The sequence below is a fragment of the Mycoplana sp. ABR4_002 genome, from assembly GCF_056159645.1.
This window is the reverse complement of record NZ_JBSWVO010000001.1, coordinates 1,633,802-1,653,887: the sequence shown is the minus strand read 5'-3', so window position 1 is coordinate 1,653,887 and position 20,086 is coordinate 1,633,802. Positions and strand designations below refer to the sequence as shown.

Annotated in this window: 16 protein-coding genes and 1 tRNA gene; 3 read left to right on the top strand and 14 right to left on the bottom strand. The window is 65.7% G+C overall.

Going from position 1 to position 20,086, the window contains the following annotated elements; all coding sequences use genetic code 11:
- Positions 1–26: 26 nt before the first annotated feature.
- The 7 genes from ACXAGF_RS07885 to pcsA form a co-directional block, all read right to left on the bottom strand.
- Positions 27–776, bottom strand: coding sequence for a FadR/GntR family transcriptional regulator (locus ACXAGF_RS07885; RefSeq protein WP_475015887.1), 750 nt, complete (start codon positions 774–776; stop codon positions 27–29).
- Positions 777–1,367: 591 nt separating this feature from the next.
- A complete protein-coding gene (locus tag ACXAGF_RS07880) occupies positions 1,368–2,438 on the bottom strand; it encodes a BMP family ABC transporter substrate-binding protein (RefSeq protein WP_475015885.1) in 1,071 nt (356 codons plus the stop codon).
- A 49-nt stretch (positions 2,439–2,487) separates the two neighbouring features.
- Complete coding sequence (locus ACXAGF_RS07875; RefSeq protein ID WP_475019235.1) at positions 2,488–3,408, bottom strand: ABC transporter permease; 921 nt, start codon at positions 3,406–3,408, stop codon at positions 2,488–2,490.
- The gene (locus ACXAGF_RS07870) at positions 3,408–4,505 is read right to left on the bottom strand and encodes an ABC transporter permease (RefSeq protein WP_475015883.1); all 1,098 of its coding nucleotides are present in this window, start codon (positions 4,503–4,505) and stop codon (positions 3,408–3,410) included. Before ACXAGF_RS07870 ends, ACXAGF_RS07875 begins: the two co-directional genes overlap by 1 nt.
- Positions 4,495–6,063 (bottom strand): ABC transporter ATP-binding protein, encoded by a 1,569-nt coding sequence (locus ACXAGF_RS07865; RefSeq protein ID WP_475015881.1) that lies wholly within the window; start codon positions 6,061–6,063, stop codon positions 4,495–4,497. Before ACXAGF_RS07865 ends, ACXAGF_RS07870 begins: the two co-directional genes overlap by 11 nt.
- 41 nt (positions 6,064–6,104) lie before the next feature.
- Positions 6,105–7,076, bottom strand: coding sequence for a quinone oxidoreductase family protein (locus ACXAGF_RS07860; protein ID WP_475015878.1), 972 nt, complete (start codon positions 7,074–7,076; stop codon positions 6,105–6,107).
- A 16-nt stretch (positions 7,077–7,092) separates the two neighbouring features.
- Positions 7,093–7,818, bottom strand: coding sequence for a phosphatidylcholine synthase (gene pcsA, locus ACXAGF_RS07855; protein ID WP_475015876.1), 726 nt, complete (start codon positions 7,816–7,818; stop codon positions 7,093–7,095).
- A gap of 250 nt (positions 7,819–8,068) precedes the next feature.
- On the opposite strand from pcsA, the gene ACXAGF_RS07850 reads away from it, so the two are divergent.
- Entirely contained in the window at positions 8,069–9,274 is a 1,206-nt protein-coding gene (locus ACXAGF_RS07850; protein ID WP_475015873.1) for a UbiH/UbiF family hydroxylase, read from the top strand.
- Here ACXAGF_RS07850 and ACXAGF_RS07845 read toward each other — a convergent pair.
- Entirely contained in the window at positions 9,242–10,204 is a 963-nt protein-coding gene (locus ACXAGF_RS07845; protein ID WP_475015871.1) for an AEC family transporter, read from the bottom strand. The genes ACXAGF_RS07850 and ACXAGF_RS07845 overlap by 33 nt on opposite strands.
- 68 nt (positions 10,205–10,272) lie before the next feature.
- Positions 10,273–11,022 (bottom strand): cytochrome c biogenesis CcdA family protein, encoded by a 750-nt coding sequence (locus tag ACXAGF_RS07840; RefSeq protein WP_475015869.1) that lies wholly within the window; start codon positions 11,020–11,022, stop codon positions 10,273–10,275.
- Between the two features lie 259 nt (positions 11,023–11,281).
- Between ACXAGF_RS07840 and ACXAGF_RS07835 the strand changes: the two genes are divergently transcribed.
- Positions 11,282–11,357: transfer RNA gene (locus tag ACXAGF_RS07835), tRNA-Lys, on the top strand.
- A gap of 664 nt (positions 11,358–12,021) precedes the next feature.
- On the opposite strand, the gene ACXAGF_RS07830 is transcribed toward ACXAGF_RS07835, so the two are convergent.
- Positions 12,022–12,669, bottom strand: a complete 648-nt coding sequence (locus ACXAGF_RS07830; RefSeq protein WP_475015867.1) for a class I SAM-dependent methyltransferase — start codon at positions 12,667–12,669, stop codon at positions 12,022–12,024.
- Between the two features lie 358 nt (positions 12,670–13,027).
- On the bottom strand, positions 13,028–13,336 hold the full coding sequence (locus ACXAGF_RS07825; RefSeq protein ID WP_475015865.1) for a hypothetical protein: 309 nt from the start codon (positions 13,334–13,336) through the stop codon (positions 13,028–13,030).
- 224 nt (positions 13,337–13,560) lie between these two features.
- On the opposite strand from ACXAGF_RS07825, the gene ACXAGF_RS07820 reads away from it, so the two are divergent.
- Positions 13,561–14,334, top strand: coding sequence for an NAD kinase (locus ACXAGF_RS07820; protein WP_475015863.1), 774 nt, complete (start codon positions 13,561–13,563; stop codon positions 14,332–14,334).
- Positions 14,335–14,457: 123 nt separating this feature from the next.
- Here ACXAGF_RS07820 and prfB read toward each other — a convergent pair.
- From prfB to ACXAGF_RS07805, 3 genes are all read right to left on the bottom strand, one after another.
- A protein-coding gene (gene prfB, locus ACXAGF_RS07815) for a peptide chain release factor 2 (protein WP_475015860.1) occupies positions 14,458–15,589 on the bottom strand; the annotation gives its coding sequence in 2 pieces (ribosomal slippage) (positions 14,458–15,519 and positions 15,521–15,589; 1,131 coding nt in all).
- Between the two features lie 109 nt (positions 15,590–15,698).
- A complete protein-coding gene (locus ACXAGF_RS07810) occupies positions 15,699–18,149 on the bottom strand; it encodes a penicillin-binding protein 1A (protein WP_475015858.1) in 2,451 nt (816 codons plus the stop codon).
- Positions 18,150–18,387: 238 nt separating this feature from the next.
- Positions 18,388–19,686, bottom strand: a complete 1,299-nt coding sequence (locus tag ACXAGF_RS07805) for an N-acetylmuramoyl-L-alanine amidase (protein WP_475015855.1) — start codon at positions 19,684–19,686, stop codon at positions 18,388–18,390.
- Positions 19,687–20,086: the final 400 nt, after the last annotated feature.

Sequence of the window (20,086 nt, the reverse complement as noted above, 5' to 3'; positions counted from 1 at the left end):
CGGCGCATCGGCGGTGATCGCAGCGGTCAGGAAGGACTGTGCTCGTTGAGGGCGTCGACGACACGCTCGCGGCCGACCCGGATGACATGTTCCATGGCACGGCGCGCGCCCTGCTCGTCGCGTCGGCGGATTTCCTCGACGATGCGGATGTGCGTGGCCGCCACGTCATCGATCTTGACGGGGTCGCGCGCAGGCGAACTCAGCCGGAACACGCCCACGAGAGCCGCCTCGATCAGACTGCCGATGGTGCGGAAGAACGGATTGCGCGAGGCCTCCAGCACGCTGAGATGGAAACGCAGGTCGGCCAATGCCAGCGTCTCGGCCGTGTGCTCCGGATCGCCCATCGCCATCGCCAGCCGCATCATCTGGCTGATATCGGCATCCGTGGCAAAGCGGGCCGCCAGCACCGCCGCATGCGGCTCGAAAGCCAGTCTCACCTCGCTGAGATCGAGCAGGAAGGCCTCATCGACTCCCTTGGCCAGTTGCCAGGTCAGGATGTCGCTGTCGAACAGGTTCCATTGCGTCCGCGGCGTAACCCGCGTGCCGATCCGCGCGCGCGGCACCACCAGCCCCTTGGCGGACAATGTCTTCATCGCCTCGCGCAGCACGGTACGCGAGACACTGAAGCGCGCCGCGAGCTCGGCGTCCCCAGGCAGGGTCGCACCAACCGGAAACTCGCCGGCGACGATGGCGCGCCCGAGTTCATTGACCACCTGCGCATGGCTCGTGCGTGTATTGGCCCCAGTGATGACGGTTTCGAGCAGACCCTTGCGCAACAGACCCTATCCTCCCTGCGGCCATTCCAAGCGGATCCACATGCCGCAATGTGCAACCCGGTGACGTCGCCGCGCCGGCACGTTGTGTCGCCTTCACGTCACGCCTTCGGCTCATCCGCCAGCCGCCCCGTTCGATCAGGGAAGCGCCTCTACCTGAGGATAGACCCGAAAAGCAGACGCCCAATCAATATCTTCGTCTTCGACCTGCAGATCGGGCTCCATCCCCCGGCGGCATCCTCCCCGTGCCACCGCAGCCGCTCCAAGCTCCACCCCGGCGACTGCATCCGGCTGTGCCGAGGTATAGAGCGCGAAAGCGATTCCCGAAAGCCCGAGCATCGTCCCCCGGCGGTCCGACCAGTCCCCCATGCCGGGGCACCGTCAGACAGGAACCGGTCCGACGTCGTCCAACCATCATATTATATGACTTTATCGCGCACGCAAACGCGTTCCAGCCGCGATTGCACGTCGCAAGTCCGCAGCGCTGGCCGAACCGGCGCAACAGGGCGCGACGAGGAAAAAGGCCCCCGCAGCGGCAGCGCTACGGGGGCCGTCGTTGGACCGTACGCGACAGTCGCCGCGACCGGTTTCGGTCTATTGGGGCAGCGTGTCGTCGACGCCGGCAATATAGAAGTTCATGCCGAGCAGCGTACCGTCGTCGGCCGTCTCGCCGTCCTTCAGCCAATCCGAGCCGTCCTGCTTCTTGATCGGCCCGGTATAGGGGTGAAGCTCGCCCGAGCGGATCTTCGCCTCGGTCTCTTCCGCCATCGTCTTCACGTCGTCAGGCATGTTGGTGTAGGGCGCCATCGTCAAAATGCCGTCCTTGAGGCCGTCCCAGACCTGCTCCGACTTCCAGGTACCGTCGAGCAGCTGGTTGGCGCGCTTGATGTAGTAGGCGCCCCAGGTGTCGACGATCGCCGTCAACTGCGTCTCCGGCCCGGCCTTGATCATGTCGGAGGCCTGACCGAAGGCCTTGATGCCGCGCTCGGCGGCGACCTGCATCGGCGCGGTCGTGTCGGTGTGCTGCGTCAGGATATCGACGCCCTGGTCGATCAGCGCCTTGGCCGCGTCGGCTTCCTTGCCGGGGTCGAACCAGGTGTTGGCCCAGATGACCTTGACCTTGAAGTCCGGGTTCACCGACTGTGCGCCGTGGACGAAGGCGTTGATGCCCATCACCACCTCGGGGATCGGGAACGAGGCGATGTAGCCGGCGAGACCCTTCTCCGACATCTTCGCGGCGATCTGACCCTGGATGTAGCGGCCTTCATAGAAACGCGAATTGTAGGTGGCGACGTTCGGCGCCGACTTGAAGCCGGTGGCGTGCTCGAACTTCACGTCCGGGAACTTCTCGGCGACCTTGATCGTGGCGTCCATGAAGCCGAAGGAGGTGGTGAAGATCAGCGCGCAGCCGGAACGGGCCATGCGCTCGATCGCGCGTTCGGCGTCCGGACCTTCGGGTACGTTTTCGAGGAACGGCGTCTCGATCTTGTCGCCGAATTCTTCCTGAAGCTCCTGGCGGCCAATGTCGTGCGCCTGGGTCCAGCCGCCATCGGTCTTGGAGCCGACGTAGATGAAGCAGATCTTGGTCTTGTCCTGGGCGTTGGCGCCGGCGGCAAAGCCGAGCATCGCCGCCGAGGCTGCAAGTGCGAGTATCAGTGTTTTCATTTCGACCTCTGTAGGTTTGAGACTTGGTTTTCCCGCCGCTTCTTCTTCTTCACCGATCGGGCACGAATGGCTTGCCGAGCGATGCGGGCGTGTTGATCAACGTCATGCGTCGATTGTGCGATATCAGAACGAGGACGACAACGGTCGCCGCGTAGGGAAGCGCCGACAGGAACTGGGAAGGGATGCCGAGGCCAAGCGCCTGCGCGTGCAACTGGCTGATCGACACCGCACCGAACAGGTAGCCGCCGGCCAACACCCGCCAGGGCCGCCACGACGCGAAGACGACGAGCGCGAGCGCGATCCATCCGCGGCCGGCCGACATGTTCTCCACCCATTGCGGCGTATAGACGAGCGACAGCTGCGCGCCGGCCAGGCCGGCGCAGGCGCCGCCGAACAGCACGGCGAGATAACGGGTGCGGATGACGCCGATGCCGAGCGCATGGGCCGAGCCGTGATTGTCGCCGATCGCGCGGATCTTCAGGCCGGCGCGGCTCCTGAACAGGAACCAGTTGACGCCGATGACGAGCGCGATCGACAGGTAGAAGATCAGGTCCTGCTTGAACAGCAACGGGCCGAGGACGGGGATCCCGGACAGAAGCGGCACCGCGATCTGCGGCAGCTTCGTCCCCGACATGCCGACATAGGCCTCGCCGATCTGACCTGAGACGCCGAGGCCGAGAATGGTCAGCGCCAGGCCGGTGGCCACCTGGTTCGCCACCAGCGTCAGCGTCAGGAACCCGAACAGGGCCGAAAACAGCGCCCCGCCGGTGATCCCGGCGAGGATGCCGACATAGGGCGAACCGGTCGCGTGCGTCGCGGCGAAGGCGAGCACGGCGCCCATGATCATCATGCCCTCCACCCCGAGGTTGAGCACGCCGGCGCGTTCGGTCACCAGTTCGCCGAGCGCGGCCAGCACCAGCGGGGTCGCGGCGGTGATGACGGTCAGGAGGATCGCCTCGACAATGCCCATCACTCGGCCCCGCCTTGCGCTGTCGCCACCGTCCTGCCTGCGAGGACGAGCCGGATCTTGTACTGGATGAGCGTGTCGCAGGAGAGCACGAAGAAGAGCAGCAGCCCCTGGAACACGCGCGTCACCTTGTCGGACACGCCGAGCGTCAGCTGAACCGCCTCGCCGCCGACATAGGTCAGCGCCAGGAACAGGCCGGCGACGATCACGCCGAGCGGATTGAGCCGGCCCAGGAAGGCGACGATGATGGCGGTGAAGCCGTACCCGGGCGAAATGATCGGCTGCAGCTTGTTGATGTTGCCGCTGACCTCGGAAATGCCGGCAAGGCCGGCAAGCGCGCCCGACAGAAGCATCGAGAACCAGATCATGCGGCGGGAGGAAAAGCCCGCAAACCGCCCTGCCCGTTCCGACTGTCCGAGCACGGTGATCTCGAAGCCCTTCAGCGTGTAGCGCATCATGAACCAGACCAGAAGCGCAGCGACGATGGCGAAGACGAAGCCGAGATTGGTGCGGCCCGAATCCAGCACCTCGGGCAGGATGGCCTCGGGGGCGAAGTTGCGGGTGACCGGGAAGTTGTAGCCCTCCGGACTGCGCCACGGCCCGCGTACGATCCAGTCGAGGAACAACTGGGCGATATAGACCAGCATCAGGCTCGACAGGATCTCGTTGGTGTTCATGTTCGCCTTGAGGAAGGCGGGAATCGCCGCATAGAGCGCGCCACCGATCATGCCGCAGACCAGCATCAGCGGCAGCACCATCGGCGAGTGCCATTCGTTGAACACCACCGGGATGATCGACCCGGCAATAGCCCCCATGATGAACTGGCCTTCGGCACCGATATTCCAGTTGTTGGAGCGGTAGCAGACGGAGAGGCCGACGCCGATCAGGATCAGTGGCGCCGCCTTGATCGCGATCTCGTGCAGCGACCAGACGTCGAGCAGAGGCTCGACGAAGAAGCCGTAGAGCGCGCTGGCGGGATCCTTGCCGAGCAGCGCGAACATGATGCCGCCGGCAACCACCGTCAACGCCAGGGCGATGAAGGGCGAAAGCACCGCGTACATGGTCGAGGAACTTGGCCGCTTCTCCAGTTCAATGCGCATGAACCGCCTCCGCCTTCTTCTCGTGCATGCCGCCCATCAACAGACCGATCTTCTCGCGCGTCAGCTCGCGCGCCGGAAAGGCGTCGGACAGCCGCCCCTCGCTGATGACGGCAATCTCCGTCGCCACCTCGAAGATCTCGTCCAGATCCTGGCTGATCACGAGCACGGCGGAGCCGGCCCTGGCGAGGTCGACCAGCGCCTGGCGGATGCGGCTGGCCGCACCGGCGTCGACGCCCCACGTCGGCTGGTTGACGACCAGCACCGCCGGCTGGCGGTCGAGTTCGCGGCCGACGATGTATTTCTGCAGGTTGCCGCCGGACAGCGAACCGGCCGGCGGATCGTCGCCGCTCTTGCGCACGTCCATCGCCGCGGAGATCCGCCGCGACGCCATGCGCACGGCCACGTGCTTGATGATGCCGAGCACGCCGCCACCGAGGAACGCAGCGCGGTCCGACTGGTTGCGGGCCAACACGAGATTGTCGGACAGCGACAGACCGGTCACGGCGGCGTGGCCGTGGCGCTCTTCCGGCACGAAGCCCGCCCCCATCAGCCGACGCGCCGTGATGCCGAGGGTGCCCACGGGGCGTTGGCGGATCTTCACCGCATCGCCCGCGGCAATCGGAAACTCCCCCGACAGCGCATCGAACAGCTCGCCCTGCCCGTTGCCGGCGACGCCGGCGATCGCCAGCACCTCGCCGCCATGGACCTTGAGCGAGACGTCCTTGAGTGAAACCGCAAACGGTGTGCGTGCCGCCACGCTGAGATTGCGCGTCTCGAGCAGCACCTCGCCGCGGGTGCTCGTGCCTTCGGCCGTTACCGCCGCCACGTCGCTGCCCACCATCATCCGCGCCAGCGACGCCGGCGTCTCCTGGCGCGGGTCGCAGGCGCCGGTGACCTTGCCATGGCGAAGCACGGTGGCGCGGTCGCAAATGCGCTGCACCTCCTCGAGCCGGTGACTGATGTAAAGCACCGACCGCCCTTCCGCCTTCAGCTTGGCGAGCGTCTCGAACAGCCTGTCGGCCTCCTGCGGCGTCAGCACCGAGGTCGGCTCGTCGAGGATGATCAGTTGCGGGTTCTGCAGCAACGCCCGCACGATCTCGATGCGCTGGCGCTCGCCGACCGACAGGTCGGCAACATGCGCGTTCGGGTCGAGCGGCAGGCCGTAGGCATGCGACAGGCGCGCCGATTCTTCCGCCACCTTGGACAACGAGATGCCGGCAGGCAGCGACAGGGCGATGTTTTCCGCCACCGTCAGTGCCTCGAACAGCGAGAAGTGCTGGAACACCATGCCGATGCCGAGCTTGCGCGCGATGCTCGGGCTTGCGATCGAGACGGCCCCGCCCTTCCAGAAAATGTCGCCGCTGGTCGGCGCCAGCACGCCGAACAACATCTTCACCAGCGTCGACTTTCCGGCACCGTTCTCGCCGAGCAGGGCATGGATCTCGCCCGGATCAATCCGCAAATCGATGCCGTTGCAGGCGGCGAACGAGCCGAACAGCTTCGTCAGGTTGTGCACAGCCAGCAACGGGCTGCTCGCGGACGCTCCAGCGACTGACACTCTGCCCCTCTTTTCTCGAAGCCCTCCCCCTCGCAGCAACGTCAGGGAATGAGCAACGTCGTTCCGCTTGTTCTTCTTGTTTCCAGATCCGTGTGGGCGCGCCCCGCCTCCGCCAACGGATAGGTCTGATTTATATTGATACGCACTTTGTTGCTGCGCACAATATCAAAGAGGGAATTTGCACACGCGTCTAGTTCGGGGCGCGTGGCGATGTAGTGGAACAGCGTCGGCCGGGTGGCGAACAGCGAGCCCTTCTGCGCCAGCAGTCCCACACTGAACGCGTCGACAGCCCCGGAGGAATTGCCGAAGCTGACCCACATCCCGCGCGGCTTCAGGCAGTCCAGCGACTTCGGAAACGTGTCCTTGCCGACCGAATCATAGACGACGTCGCACTTCTTGCCATCGGTCAGTTCCAGCACGCGCGCGGCGAAGTCCTCGCGCGTATAGTCGATCACGTGGTCGTAACCGTGGGCGAGCGCCAGCTCGATCTTTTCCTTCGAGCCGGCCGTGCCGATCACGGTCGCGCCGAGCGCCTTGGCCCACTGGCCGGCAATCAGGCCGACGCCGCCGGCGGCGGCATGGAACAGGATCACGTGCCCGGGCTTCACCGGGAAGGTCTGCAACAGCAGGTACTGCGCGGTCATGCCCTTCAGCATCATCGCCGCCGCGGTTTCCAGCGAGATCCCGTCCGGCACCTTGACCAGATGCCGTGTCGCGATGTTGCGCTCGGCCGTATAGGCGCCATCGGCGGAGGCGTAGGCAACGCGGTCGCCGAGCGCGAAATCGGTCACGCCCGCTCCGAGCGCCGTCACCGTTCCCGCTCCCTCCTTGCCGGGAATGAACGGCAGATCGGCCTTGTAGAGCCCGGTACGGAAATAGACGTCGATGAAGTTCAGACCAATCGCCGCCTGGCTGATGCGCACTTCGCCCGGCCCCGGGGGCGACAGCTCCACCTCTTCCAGCTTCAACACTTCCGGACCGCCGAGCGAGCGGACGATGATGGCCTTTGTCATGTGAATTCTCCCGGACTCAACGCTTGCCGAGGCGCGGAAACAGCTGCATCACCGCGCCGATGCCATAAAGATAGACCCCCGTCGCGACCACGCCGATCACCACCCATTGCGGCGTTGCGAAGTGCAGCAGCAGCGCATAGCCGCCAAGCGCCGCCCAGAGGAAGAACACAGCGAGGTTGAGCGACCGCAGCCGCTGGACCCGCACCGGATGCAGGAAGTGAATAGGCATGAAGGTCAGCAGCACCGAAACGAACACAACGATCGACGCCGTCACTTCGCTCGCCTTGATGACGAACAGGGTGAACACGATCATGTTCCAGACGACGGGAAATCCGGAAAAGAAATACTCGTCCGTCTTCATGCCCATGTCGGCATAGTAGATCGCGCTGGAAACGACGATCGCTCCGGCGGCGACAAAGGACCACGGCTGGCCGATCATGCCGCTCTGGTACAGCGCGAAGGCGGGCAGCAGCACGTAGGTCACATAGTCGATCACGTTGTCGAGCGTATCGCCGGACCAGTTGGGCAGCACCTCCTTCACCCGGACCTTGCGGGCGATCGGTCCGTCAATGCCGTCGACCAGCAGCGCCAGACCCAGCCACCAGAACATGTCGACAAAACGATGCTCGGCCGCGGCGACCACCCCGAGAAAGGCCAGGAACGAACCGGAAGCGGTCAGGATGTGCACCGAAAAGGCGCGGATCTCGGCGTAGGGTACGCGCCTGTAATTGAAGAACCTCATCGCCTGCCCTTGTCCGTCGCCGTGCCACCCGCCGCGCAGCAGATGCTGACACAGCCCTTTTTTCGCCGGTAATATGCACCGATTGGCCGCGGCTTCCAGCGAAAATCGGGGGACGGCCGCAGGCATCCGGCGACGCTTGTCGGCCTGCGCCGATGGAACGCATGGATTTTGCCCGAATCCGGGCTTAGTTTGCGCAGGAACGCCCGTCGGCATTTCTGTGGGTAAGCATGGCATGAAAGAAGAACCGCGCATGGAAGTCTTTGATATCGCGATCGTGGGCGCCGGGCTGGCCGGCAATCTCGCCGCCCTGGCACTGTCCGATTCGGGCCGGCGGATCGCGCTGGTCGCGCCCGCCAGCCGGCCGCACGACGCGCGCACCACGGCGCTGATGGCGCAGTCGATCGACTTTGTGCGGCAGCTCGGCCTTTGGGACGAGATCGAAAGGGTCGCCGCACCGCTGGAGACAATGCGCATTCTCGACGGCACCACGCGGCTGTTCCGCGCCCCGCCAGTCAGCTTCCGCTCCAGCGAGGTCGGCCTGCCCGCCTTCGGCTACAACATCCCGAACGCGCCGTTCCTCGCGAGCCTGGAGCGCAGGATCGCCGCCCAGGATACGATCACCCGGTTCGAAACGACGCTGGAGCGGCTGAGCTTCCCCGACGGCGGCGTCGAGCTCCATCTGGCCGACGGGCACAGCATCGGCGCCGGGCTTGTTGCCGGTGCCGACGGCCGCCAGTCCGAGGTCCGCCGCCAGAGCGGCATCGCCGTGCGCGCCTGGACCTATCCGCAGACGGCGCTGGCGCTGAACTTCGGCCATGAACTGCCGCACGCCAGCATCTCGACGGAATTCCATACCGAGAGCGGTCCATTCACGCAGGTGCCGTTGCCCGGGCGCCGCTCCAGCCTCGTGTGGGTGCTGTCACCGAAGAATGCGGAGGAGACCCGCGCGCTGCCGCTCGACCAGTTGGGCCGCGCCGTCGAGGACCGCATGCAGTCGCTGCTCGGCAAGGTCTCGATCGAGGCGCCGCCGCAGGCCTTTGCGCTCTCCGGCATGCAGGCCGACCGGTTCGGCAAGGGGCGCATCGTGCTGATCGGCGAGGCCGCCCACGCCTTTCCGCCGATCGGGGCGCAGGGCCTCAACCTGAGCCTGCGCGACGTGATGGCGCTGCGCGACCTGCTGGCCGACCGGACCCAACCCCATGCCGCCACCGGCGAGGCTTTCGACCGGCGTCGCCGCGCCGACATCCACAGCCGCACCGCCAGCGTCGACCTGCTCAACCGCTCGCTGCTGTCGGGCTTTTTGCCCATGCAGATCCTGCGCACGGCCGGGCTGCACATGCTGTCGGCCATCGGCCCCTTGCGCAGCGTCGTCATGCGCGAGGGCGTCGAGCCCGGCGGCTCGCTGCGGGCGCTGCGCGAGGGCCTAGGGGAACGGATCCCCCGGCAGCAGGCCTGACTTCACCAGGTACAGCAGCATCGTCACCGTCGCGACGGACAGGACGGTGGTGATCAGGATCGTCGCCGATGCGCGCTCCTGCCAGACCCCGTATTGCTGGCCGATGACGAACACGTTGGTCGCCGTCGGCAGGGCGGCGAGCAGCACGGCGGTATAGACCCAGACGGGGTCGAAGTTTCCCGCCGCCCCGAGCACCAGATACATCGTCAGCGGCAGCAGCAGCAGTTTCGCCGGCACGATGTAGGTGATCTCGATCGGGATGCGCTTGAGCGGGCGCAATGCCAGCGTCACGCCCATCGCGAACAGCGCGCAGGGGGCGGCGGCCTGGGCGAGATAGTCGATCAGCCGCTGCAGCGGCCCCGGTGCCTCGAAGGAGAGAAAGGCGGCGACGAACCCGGCCGCCGTCGCGAGGATGAAGGGATGGGTGACGATCCGGCGGACAACGTCACCGGCGATCGCCGTCGCGGGCCGCTTCTCGCCGCCCGAGAACGACATCAGCGCCGGCGCCACCATGAAGTGCAGCATGTTCTCGAAACAGAACACCAGCGCCACCGGCACCGCCGCCGGCTCGCCGAAGGCCAGCAGCGCCAGTCCCGGCCCCATGTACCCGATGTTGCCATAGGCCGCGGCGAGGCCCTGGACCGTGGCCTCGCCGACCGTCGCGCGCCGGGGAAGGAGGCCGACGGCGAAGATCAGCCCGAAAACGAGGTAGGTGGCGCCGACATTGGCGAGGATGAAGTCGACCCTGGTCAGCTGCTCGATCGGCGTCTTCGATACAAGCTTGAAGAACAGCGCCGGCAGGGCGATGTAGATGATGAAGGTGTTGAGCCAGCCGAGCGCCTCGGCCGGCTGGCGGGTGATCCTCGCCGCCAGGTAACCGAGCAGTATCATGCCGAAGAACGGCAGCACCAGTCCCGTGATTTCCGCCATGCGCCCCGCGAATCCCCGCTCCGTGCACCCGACCTGCCGGACGGTCTAGCCGATGCGGCAGCGCACGGCTAGCCGATCTGTGACAGGATCGGGAATGTCTGCTGGAACCAGATCGCCACCGAGCTGATATAGCCGAACATGAAGGCCAGCCCGGTCAGAACGAGCAGGACGCCCATGACGCGCTCGACCGCGCCGAGATGCTTCTTGAAGCGCACCAGGAACCGCATGAAGGCACCGGAAAAGCCCGCGGCGATCCAGAAGGGGATGGCGAGACCCAGGGAATAGACCGCGAGCAGGAAGGCGCCCTCGCCCACCGTCTCGCGCGCGGCCGCCACGCCGAGGATCGCCCCCAGCACCGGCCCGATGCACGGCGTCCAGCCGAAGGCGAAGGCCAGCCCCATCACATAGGCGCCCGACAGGGTGGCCGGCTGGCCGCCGCCCTGGAAGCGCGCCTCGCGCGAGAACAGCCCGATCCGCAGCAGGCCGAGGAAGTGCAGCCCCATGAGAATGATGATGACGCCGCCGACCTGCGCGAGCAGGTCCAGATGCCGGCGCAGCGCCATGCCGATGGTCGAGGCGCCGGCGCCGAGGGCCACGAACACCGTGGCGAAACCCAGCGTGAACAGCAGCGCCGACAGCAGCACCGCCTTGCGCGCCCGGCCGTCATCGACGGCGACCGTGCCGCCACGGAACTGGTCGACGGAAATGCCGGCCATGTAGCACAGGTAGGGCGGCACGAGCGGCAGAACGCAAGGCGAGAGGAAGGACAGCGTACCGGCCAGAAGTGCGCTCAGCAGGGATATTTCGGCAATCGACAAGCAGATTCTCCATGCCTGGAAACGGCCAGGCACACCGGTGATGCCCCACTCGCGGCGCGTTCGCCGGCATCGCGCCGAACGCCCCGACCGCGGCCGGGCACCGGAGGCTTCCATAACCGCCCCGGCGGCTCCGGGCCAATCACCTTTTGGCGAACGCGGCGAAATGCAGCAAAAGCCGGGCGGGCTGACGAAAAGATGGTTGACCGAGAGGAGACGCCTGCTATATGTCCGCCCACTTCCGCGGGACAGGCCCGCCTGGGAGCGCGTAGCTCAGCCGGTAGAGCAACTGACTTTTAATCAGTAGGTCCAGGGTTCGAATCCCTGCGCGCTCACCATAAGATCACACACTTCGACCATTGCTTGCCGGGTGCGCCAGAACCTGCGGCAACGACAAGCGCGCGGTCTTGCCGTCCGTCGCCCTTGTCGATCTTGCACGGCAGCGGGTCGCCCACGGACGGCCTGACTGGCGACGCTTCATCCGAGCGCCGAAGTCTACAACCGCAGAGCACCGAAGGGCCGGAGGGGTGTTTTTTAGCTAACCGTACCGGAATCACGGAATCAGACCTTCCCAGACGTTCGACCAAAGTCGTAGAGAAAGCCTGTTACTTCCATCTCCCCGCGTCACTGCGAGCCATGTGTGTGACGCCCCTAGCCCCGCCGTCGCGCGGGGCTTTTTTTGGGAAGCGCGCCATCACCAGAAGTGGCCGCCATCGATACCGCGACAAAGCAGCCGTTTCGGACGCCATTCCGTCTCCGACGGCTGGCGCTCGCTTCCCGACCATCGAAAAAGGACGGCGCTTTTGACGGCGCCGCCAGTCTTTGGGGCTGTTGTGTTGCGGGGCTAGCTTACCGCGCCGCAACCATAGACCCATTCCCGGTTGCTTCGTACCGTATAACCGCGTGCTAGATCGAAGTAGCGAGAAACATAACGAGAATGGGTCCGGAACATCCGCATTGTCCGATCTCGGCCGGGTGCTCGCGGGGCTGCCGCGGCAGCCGTCAGGCGGTCCGCCGTGCCACCAGCGACGGCCGATCGCCGCGCATCGGGGCCGTCGCGCGCTGCTCGTCCCTGGACTGATAGATCGCGACCGGGTGCCCCGCGCCGTCGGTCCAGCGCCGGCGGCAGACCAGCCAGGAATGGGCGTCGAAGACGCCTCGCTGCGCCGGCGACTCCATCACGAAGGCCAGGGTCACGCTCCGCCCCGCACGATCCGACCGCATCTTGTGCAGGACCGTGTCCAGAACGTTGGCCTCGAACGGATTGAACAGATAGGCGGCGCTCACGCCGGAATAGTCGAACTCCTCGGCGGCGACCGTGTGGATCTCGGCGGGAGCGCGGCGCCCCCGCATGCGCCGGACGTTCGCCCGGGCCAGGCGTGACAGCTTCGGCGAACACTCGACGCCGAGCACCTTTCGCACGCTCATGCGCGAGGCCAGGCATACGACCCGCCCCTTGCCGGACCCGATGTCGGCGAAGACATCGGTATCCTTCAACGCGAGCCGCCGGAGCACGTCCCTGGTGTCGGAGTAGTCCACGCTGGCATAGTAGACCGCGTCGTCCCTCTCGGCGGGCTCGGTCCCCCGCGTCGACACCCCCAGCAGCCAGTCATTGATCAGGTTCGAGAGCCGTCTCAGAAATGCAGCCATTGCGTCTTCCTTTCATTCCGGCGGCGGCCCGGGCCGCAGGACATGACAGAGGGAATGCGATGGCCGCGCAGCCGCGTTCGCGCGCAGCACGGCCGGCGACACATAACGTCAGCGCCACGAACAACGACGAACCGGCACCTTCAACGGCGCCGCCCGATGCCCGTATGTGAGGAATGATGGTGCGGCGCCGAAGCGACCGCTCTACAACCATACACGATTTAGGGTTGGTTAATACCGCCCAGTCCGGTTGCTAGATCGAAAGAGCGAGAAACGAAACGAGAATGGTTCGAGGCTGCCGCGGCCTGGCGGGCCGGCCAGGAACGGCCGATCTTGCGCGGCGAGGCTACGACCGCCACGTCTAGTCCGGCGCCGCAACGAGCCGCAGGCGGCGGAGGTGCCTGATCTTCTCGTCGGTAGCCGCCAACAGCGTTCGGTAGATTTCCTGAAGCGCATCGGCGGCGTCGTGGTAGGGCTGCGGCAGGTCGGCGGCACGCATTTCAGTCCGGATCCGATCGATGTCCTGCTCGCCCTTTTCGACAATGCGTGCGAGGCTGAGCGCCTGGTCCAGGGTCAGGCCATCCCGGGCGAGGATCTCGGGGACCCGGGAAAGCAGGCGCCGGATGATCGCGCCTTGCCGTTCCAACGTCTGCACCCAGTCGACCGCCATACCGCCCCTCGCCCGCCAAGCCTGAATGTTAAACCGGTAGGGTAAACGCCCGGTAACCACTGCTGTGCGCGTGCCGCCGGCAGCCGGCGGCATGCGCACAGCGGCAAATTTTGTAATGCGCTGGGCGGCGATGCGTGCAACAAAGGCGTGCCCGCCCATGGGATCGGCGGGCTGCCGGCACATGTGCCGGCCAGGGCAGTGGCGGAGAAGGCGCGGCGCGGGGCATGAAAAGCAGCATCGGATCGTTCTGTTTCGTGGCGGCGCAGGGGCCCGAGGCGCAAGAGGCTCACCAGGAACTGGTCCGCCACTACGGCAATGCCGCACCGGAGGATGCAGACGTCATCGTTGCGCTTGGCGGTGACGGCTTCATGCTGCAGACGCTGCACCTGATGATGAACTCCGGCAAGCCGGTCTACGGGATGAACCGAGGCTCGATCGGCTTCCTGATGAATCGCTACCGCGTCGACGGCCTGCCGGAACGAATCGCCGACGCCGTGGAGAACGTCTTCCGCCCGCTCGAGATGAACACCGTCGATGTCGATGGCAACCGGCGCCAGGCGCTCGCGATCAACGAAGTCTACCTGTTCCGCCAGTCCTACCAGGCAGCGAAGCTGCGCGTGACCGTCGACGGTCGCACGCGGCTCGAGGAACTGATCTGCGACGGCCTGCTGCTGGCAACGCCGGCGGGTTCCACCGCCTACAATCTCTCGGCCCATGGCCCGATCCTGCCGCTGGAGGCACCGCTTCTGGCGCTGACGCCGGTCAGCCCGTTCCGGCCTCGGCGCTGGCGCGGGGCGCTGCTGCCGAATCACGTCACCGTCGAGATCGACATCCTCGAAGCGGACAAGCGTCCGGTGAACGCCGTTGCCGACTATACCGAGGTGAAATCGGTGATAGGGGTCAGCATCGCCGAATCGCCGAGTTGCACGGCGATCCTGCTGTCCGACCCCGACCACTCCTGGTCGGAACGTATCCTCGCCGAACAGTTCCAGTATTGATCCGGGAGCCGGCCTCGTGCCGACGCACGGACGTCAGCGGCCCGAAGGACGCAAAAAACCAGTTCCGACGCCTGAAACAGAAAAGGCCCCCGAGGGGGCCTTTGCCAGCGCGCTTCCGCCGGTTCAGGCGATGTCTTCCACAACCGCATCCGCACCGCCGCTGACGCGGTGGGCAAGCGCAGCTTCCATGAACTCGCTGAGCTCGCCGTCGAGCACGTCCGAGGGCGAGGTGCTCTCGACGCCCGTGCGCAGGTCCTTGACCAGCTGATAGGGCTGCAGCACGTAGGAGCGGATCTGGTGCCCCCAGCCGATGTCGGTCTTCGACGCCGCCTCGGCATTTGCCGCCTCCTCGCGCTTCTTCAGCTCGGCCTCGTAGAGACGGGCGCGCAGCATGTCCCAGGCCTTGGCCCGGTTCTTGTGCTGTGAGCGTTCCTGCTGGCAGGCGACAACGATTCCCGACGGGATGTGGGTGATGCGCACCGCCGAATCGGTCGTGTTGACGTGCTGGCCGCCGGCGCCGGACGAACGGTAGGTGTCGATGCGGCAGTCGCTCTCGTTGACCTCGATGTTGATCGAGTCGTCGACAACCGGATAGACCCAGATCGACGAGAACGAGGTGTGGCGGCGGGCATTGCTGTCATAGGGCGAGATGCGCACCAGCCGGTGCACGCCCGATTCGGTCTTCATCCAGCCATAGGCATTGTGGCCCTTGACGAGAATCGTCGCGGACTTGATGCCGGCCTCTTCGCCGTCGTGGATTTCCAGCAGCTCCACCTTGAAGCCCTGACGTTCGGCCCAGCGCGTGTACATGCGCAGGAGCATGTTCGCCCAGTCCTGGCTTTCCGTGCCGCCGGCGCCGGAATGCACTTCGACATAGGTGTCGTTGCCATCGGCCTCGCCGGAAAGCATTGCCTCGACCTGGCGGCGATTGGCTTCCGTCCGCAGCTCCTTCAACGCGTTTTCCGCGTCCTTGACGATGTCGGCGTCGCCCTCTTCCTCACCGAGCTCGATCAGCTCGATATTGTCCTTCAGCTGCTGCTCGAGGTGGCGCAGGCCGTTGACGCCGTCGTCGAGCTGCTGGCGCTCGCGCATCAGTTTCTGCGCCTCGGAGGCGTCGTTCCAGAGGTTCGGATCCTCTGCCTTGTTGTTCAACCAGTCCAGTCGTCTTATCGCCTGGTCCCAGTCAAAGATGCCTCCTCAGCAGGCTTATGGCCTGCTTGATTTCGTCGACCACATTCTCGATTTCCGCGCGCATGTCCGTTTCTTCTGTTGTTGGCGAGTTGGGGCCGTGAATAGTCACATGACCCGAGGATGTAAAGGCGAGCGTGGCGACGCCCGCCTTTTTTCACCCGGCGGCGACCTGCTCAGAACAGGCCGCTCTGCCCGCCGGTGACGGCCTGGTTGGCCTGCGGGGAACTCCGCAGGATCTCCTCCGGCTCCATATATTCCTCGCCGCCGATGACGGAGAACACGTCAGCGGGTCCGGTGCCCGGCTTGAAGGCTTCCATGATCGTGTCCGGCTCGCCTTCATAGGCCTGCATGCCGGTCTTGCGGTTGACGGCGATCATCTGCATCCCTTCCGGGATGATGAACTTCGACTGCGGGGTACCTTCGGTCGCGGCCTGCATGAACGCGTTGAAGATCGGGGCGGACAGCGATCCGCCGGTGGCGCCGCGACCGAGCGGCGCCGGGCTGTCGAAGCCGAGATAGAGGCCGGCGACGAGGTCCGGCGTGTAGCCGACGAACCAGGCGTCCTTTTCGTCATTGGTCGTGCCGGTCTTGCCGGCCACCGGACGATCGACCTTGATCTTGCCGGCGGCGGTGCCGCGCGCGACGACGCCCTCCATCATCGAGGTGATCTGGTAGGCCGTCATCGGATCGAGAACCTGCTCGCGGTTGTCGATCACCGTCGGCTCGTCCTGCCCCTGCCAGCCGGACGCGTTGCAGCCCTCACAGGTCCGCTCCTCGTGGCTGTAGATGGTCTTGCCGTAGCGGTCCTGGATGCGGTCGATCAGCGACGGCTTGATCTGCTTGCCGCCATTGGCGAGCACCGAATAGGCCGACACCATGCGCAACACGGTGGTCTCGCCGGAGCCGAGCGACATGGCCAGCACCGGGTACATCTTGTCGTAGACGCCGAAGCGCTCGGCGTATTCGGCGACGAGGTCCATGCCCATGTCCTGGGCAAGCCGGACGGTCATCAGGTTGCGCGACTTCTCGATGCCGAGACGCAGCGTCGAGGGACCAGCCGCGCCGCCGCCATAGTTCTGCGGGCGCCAGACTTCGCCGCCGGCGACGATCTCGATCGGCGCATCCATGATCACCGAGGCCGGCGTGTAGCCGTTGTCGAGCGCTGCGGCGTAGACGAAGGGCTTGAAGGAGGAGCCCGGCTGGCGCATCGCCTGCGTGGCGCGATTGAACTCGGACTGACTGTAGGAGAAACCGCCCACCATCGCCAGCACGCGGCCGGTGTGGGGATCCATGGCGACCATGCCGCCCTGCACCTTCGGCGGCTGCCGCAGGCGATAGACGCCGTTGTCCGCGGTCGGCTCGACATAGACCACGTCGCCTGCCGCAAAGACACCCGCGGGCGACTTCGCCGTCTTGCGGTCGCCCTTGGCCGAACGGTACGCCCACTTCATCTGCTCGGCGGGAATGCGACCGGTGACGCGCTCCTCGACGATCTTGCCAGACGGCTCCTTGCGCGGCTGGAGGCCGATGTCAGCCCCCTCGCCGTCGGCCGCCAGCACGACCGCAAGCTTCCATTCCGGCACGTCGCTGAACGCGCTCACCTGGCTGAGCTCCACGCCCCAGTCGCCACCGACATCAATCGTCTTGATCGGACCGTGGAAGCCGCGGCGCTCGTCATAGCTGATCAAGCCCTCGTGCAGGGTCTTGCGGGCGATCACCTGCAGTCGCGGATCGAGCGAGGTGCGCACCGACAGACCACCTTCATAGAGCGCATTGTCCCCGTAGCGCTCGATGATCTGCCGGCGCACCTCTTCGGCAAAGTAGTCGGAGGCGAAGAGGTAGGAGCCGCGGTTGCGCGGCGTCACGCCGAGCGGCTGCTTCTTGGCCTCGTCCCCCTCGCTGCGGCTGACGTAGCCATTTTCGACCATCCGGTCGACCACCCAGTTGCGGCGCTCGATCGCCGCCTCGACCTTGCGGAACGGATGATAGTTGTTCGGCCCCTTCGGCAACGCGGCCAGATAGGCGGTCTCGGCGATGGTGAGTTCGGTAACCGCCTTGTCGAAATAGGTGAGAGCGGCGCCGGCGATGCCGTAGGAGTTCATCCCGAAGAAGATCTCGTTGAGATAGAGTTCGAGAATCCGGTCCTTCGAATAGGCCTGCTCGATGCGGAACGACAGGATCGCTTCCTTGACCTTGCGGTCGATGGTCTGGTCCGACGACAGCAGGAAGTTCTTGGCGACCTGCTGGGTGATGGTCGAGGCGCCGACCGGTCGCCGGCCGGAGCCCATCTGCTGGACATTGGTCACGATCGCGCGGAACAGGCCGGTCACGTCCACGCCGGGATGATTGTAGAAGTTCTTGTCTTCGGCCGAGAGAAAGGCCGCCTTGACGCGATCAGGAATCGCCTGGATCGGCAGGTAGAGCCGGCGCTCGCGCGCATACTCGGCCATCAGCGCTCCGTTGGTCGCGTGCACGCGCGTCGTCACCGGCGGGGCATAGCTGTTCAGCACCTCGTAGTCGGGCAAATCCTTCGTAACGCTGGCGAGATAGACCGCAGCAATAGCGGCCACACCGAGGAAAAAGACGGTGCCAATCCCGAAAAAATATCCAATCAATCTGAGCATGTGCCGTTACCGGTACCCTATCACTTCATCAGCCAGGACGATGGCGGCGCCGAGCGCGCGTACACAACGTGCGGGCCGCCATCCCGTCGGCGACAGAAACTCGCCCCAAGAGCCTTCTCAACCGCAGCGCTCCGAGTAGAGCCTCGAATGTGAGGAAAATAGGGCTTACTGCAATCGATACACGATGACTACGGCACAATTGCCGGTGCTGTCACTTTTTCGGCACATCGCCACGCTTTCAGCCGCCATTGACCGTCACCGTGGAGCGGTAGCGCTGCACCGCCTCGGCGAGCAACCCGGCGACCTTCTTCCGCCAGGCCGGATCGAGGAGCAACTTCTCATCCTCCTTGTTCGACAGGAAGCCCAGCTCCAGCAGCACGGATGGCACGTCGGGGGCCTGCAGCACGCGGAAGCCGGCGTGGCGGTGCGGGTTGTTGATCAGGTTCACCTGTCCCTCGAACGCGCCGACGACCTCGTTGGCGAGGCTGATGGAAAACCCTTGCGTCTCCCGCCGCGTCAGGTCGATCAGGATGTCGGCGACCTCGGGCGGGCCGCCGTCGGGCGCGATGCCGGCGATCTGGTCGGACAGGTTCTCGCGCTCGGCGAGATTGGCGGCCAACGTGTCGGACGCCTTGTCGGAGATGGTGTAGACCGTCGCACCGCGAATGTCCTTCTGGCGCAGCGTGTCGGCGTGCACGGAAATGAGGAGATTGGCGCCGCGGTTGCGGGCCAGCTGGACCCGCTGCGGCAGGGACAGGAACTCGTCCTGCTCCCGCGTCAGAAAGGCCTCGGTCGCCGGCAACCCGTTCAGCGCCGCCGCCAGTTCCCGCGCGAAGTCCAGCGTCACCGTCTTCTCGTGGGTGCCGGTCGCGGTTCCCTGGGCACCGTTGTCGATCCCGCCATGGCCGGCATCGACGGCGATGACGAAGCGACCGCCCGCCTCAGCCCCCGGCAGCAGCGCCCCCTTGTCCGTGGCCGCAGGCGTCGCCGGAACGCCCTTCCACTGCTGGACCTCCAGCAGTTGCGAATACTGGCCCTCGGTGACAATCGCCGTGTCGAGCACGAGCCGGTAGCTCGCGCCGCCCTCCTCGGAGCGCACCTCGGAGGCGACCACGCTAACCGGGCGGCGGGCGGTGAGCACAATGCGGGAGCGCCCCGCGGCCATCGCCCCGTAGCGAACGTCGGAGAACAACCCGCGCGCAGCCATCTCGTCCGGTTTCAGGCCGAACACCGTTTCTGGCAGGTCGATCAGGATTCGATAGGGGTTTGCGACATAATGAACCGAAAAGTCCGGGCGCCGGTCGAAGTCGAGGACCAGCCGGGTCCGCGCGTCGTCGCCCGCAAGGCGACCGGAATAGGCCAGAAGCGCCGCATCGGCGAGGGGAAGTGCGCCCGTCGTCGCCGCCGGCTCGGCCGCGACGGCCGTACCGAGCGAGGAAACGATGCCGGCAACCAGCGCCAGCGCTGCGGCGAGCCCCCGCAAACGCCCTCTCGCCAGCCGTACCGCATGGTTCGTTCGCGTCGCTGAGCCCCTCACCGCATCCCTCGTCCTGCATCCAACCGCCCGTTACACGCCCGCAGCAGCCCGAAACCGAACTGATTCGGGCGCGGCCAGTATATCAAAACCAACCCTGCGCAGCGCCGCCGCAAGATGCCGCCGCAGGGTTAATCCGAAATTACCGCGCCGCGGCAACCTCGCCCTCCATCCGGCGCGATTAGATCATAATTGTGACGGCGCCGGCTTTTTCCTTGCCATTGTGACATCTTGAACATAAAAGCGAATTCAGGGAAAAAGCACAGACGGGATAGACGCCCGCAGACGGGCAGCCAACCTATTGGAATTGGCGCCGAAACAGGCCTTCATCGGCCGTCGCAGTGGTTCTTCCCGGACACTGGAATCGCGGTAATCCGGCGGTGGCCGGACCAATTCACAGGTG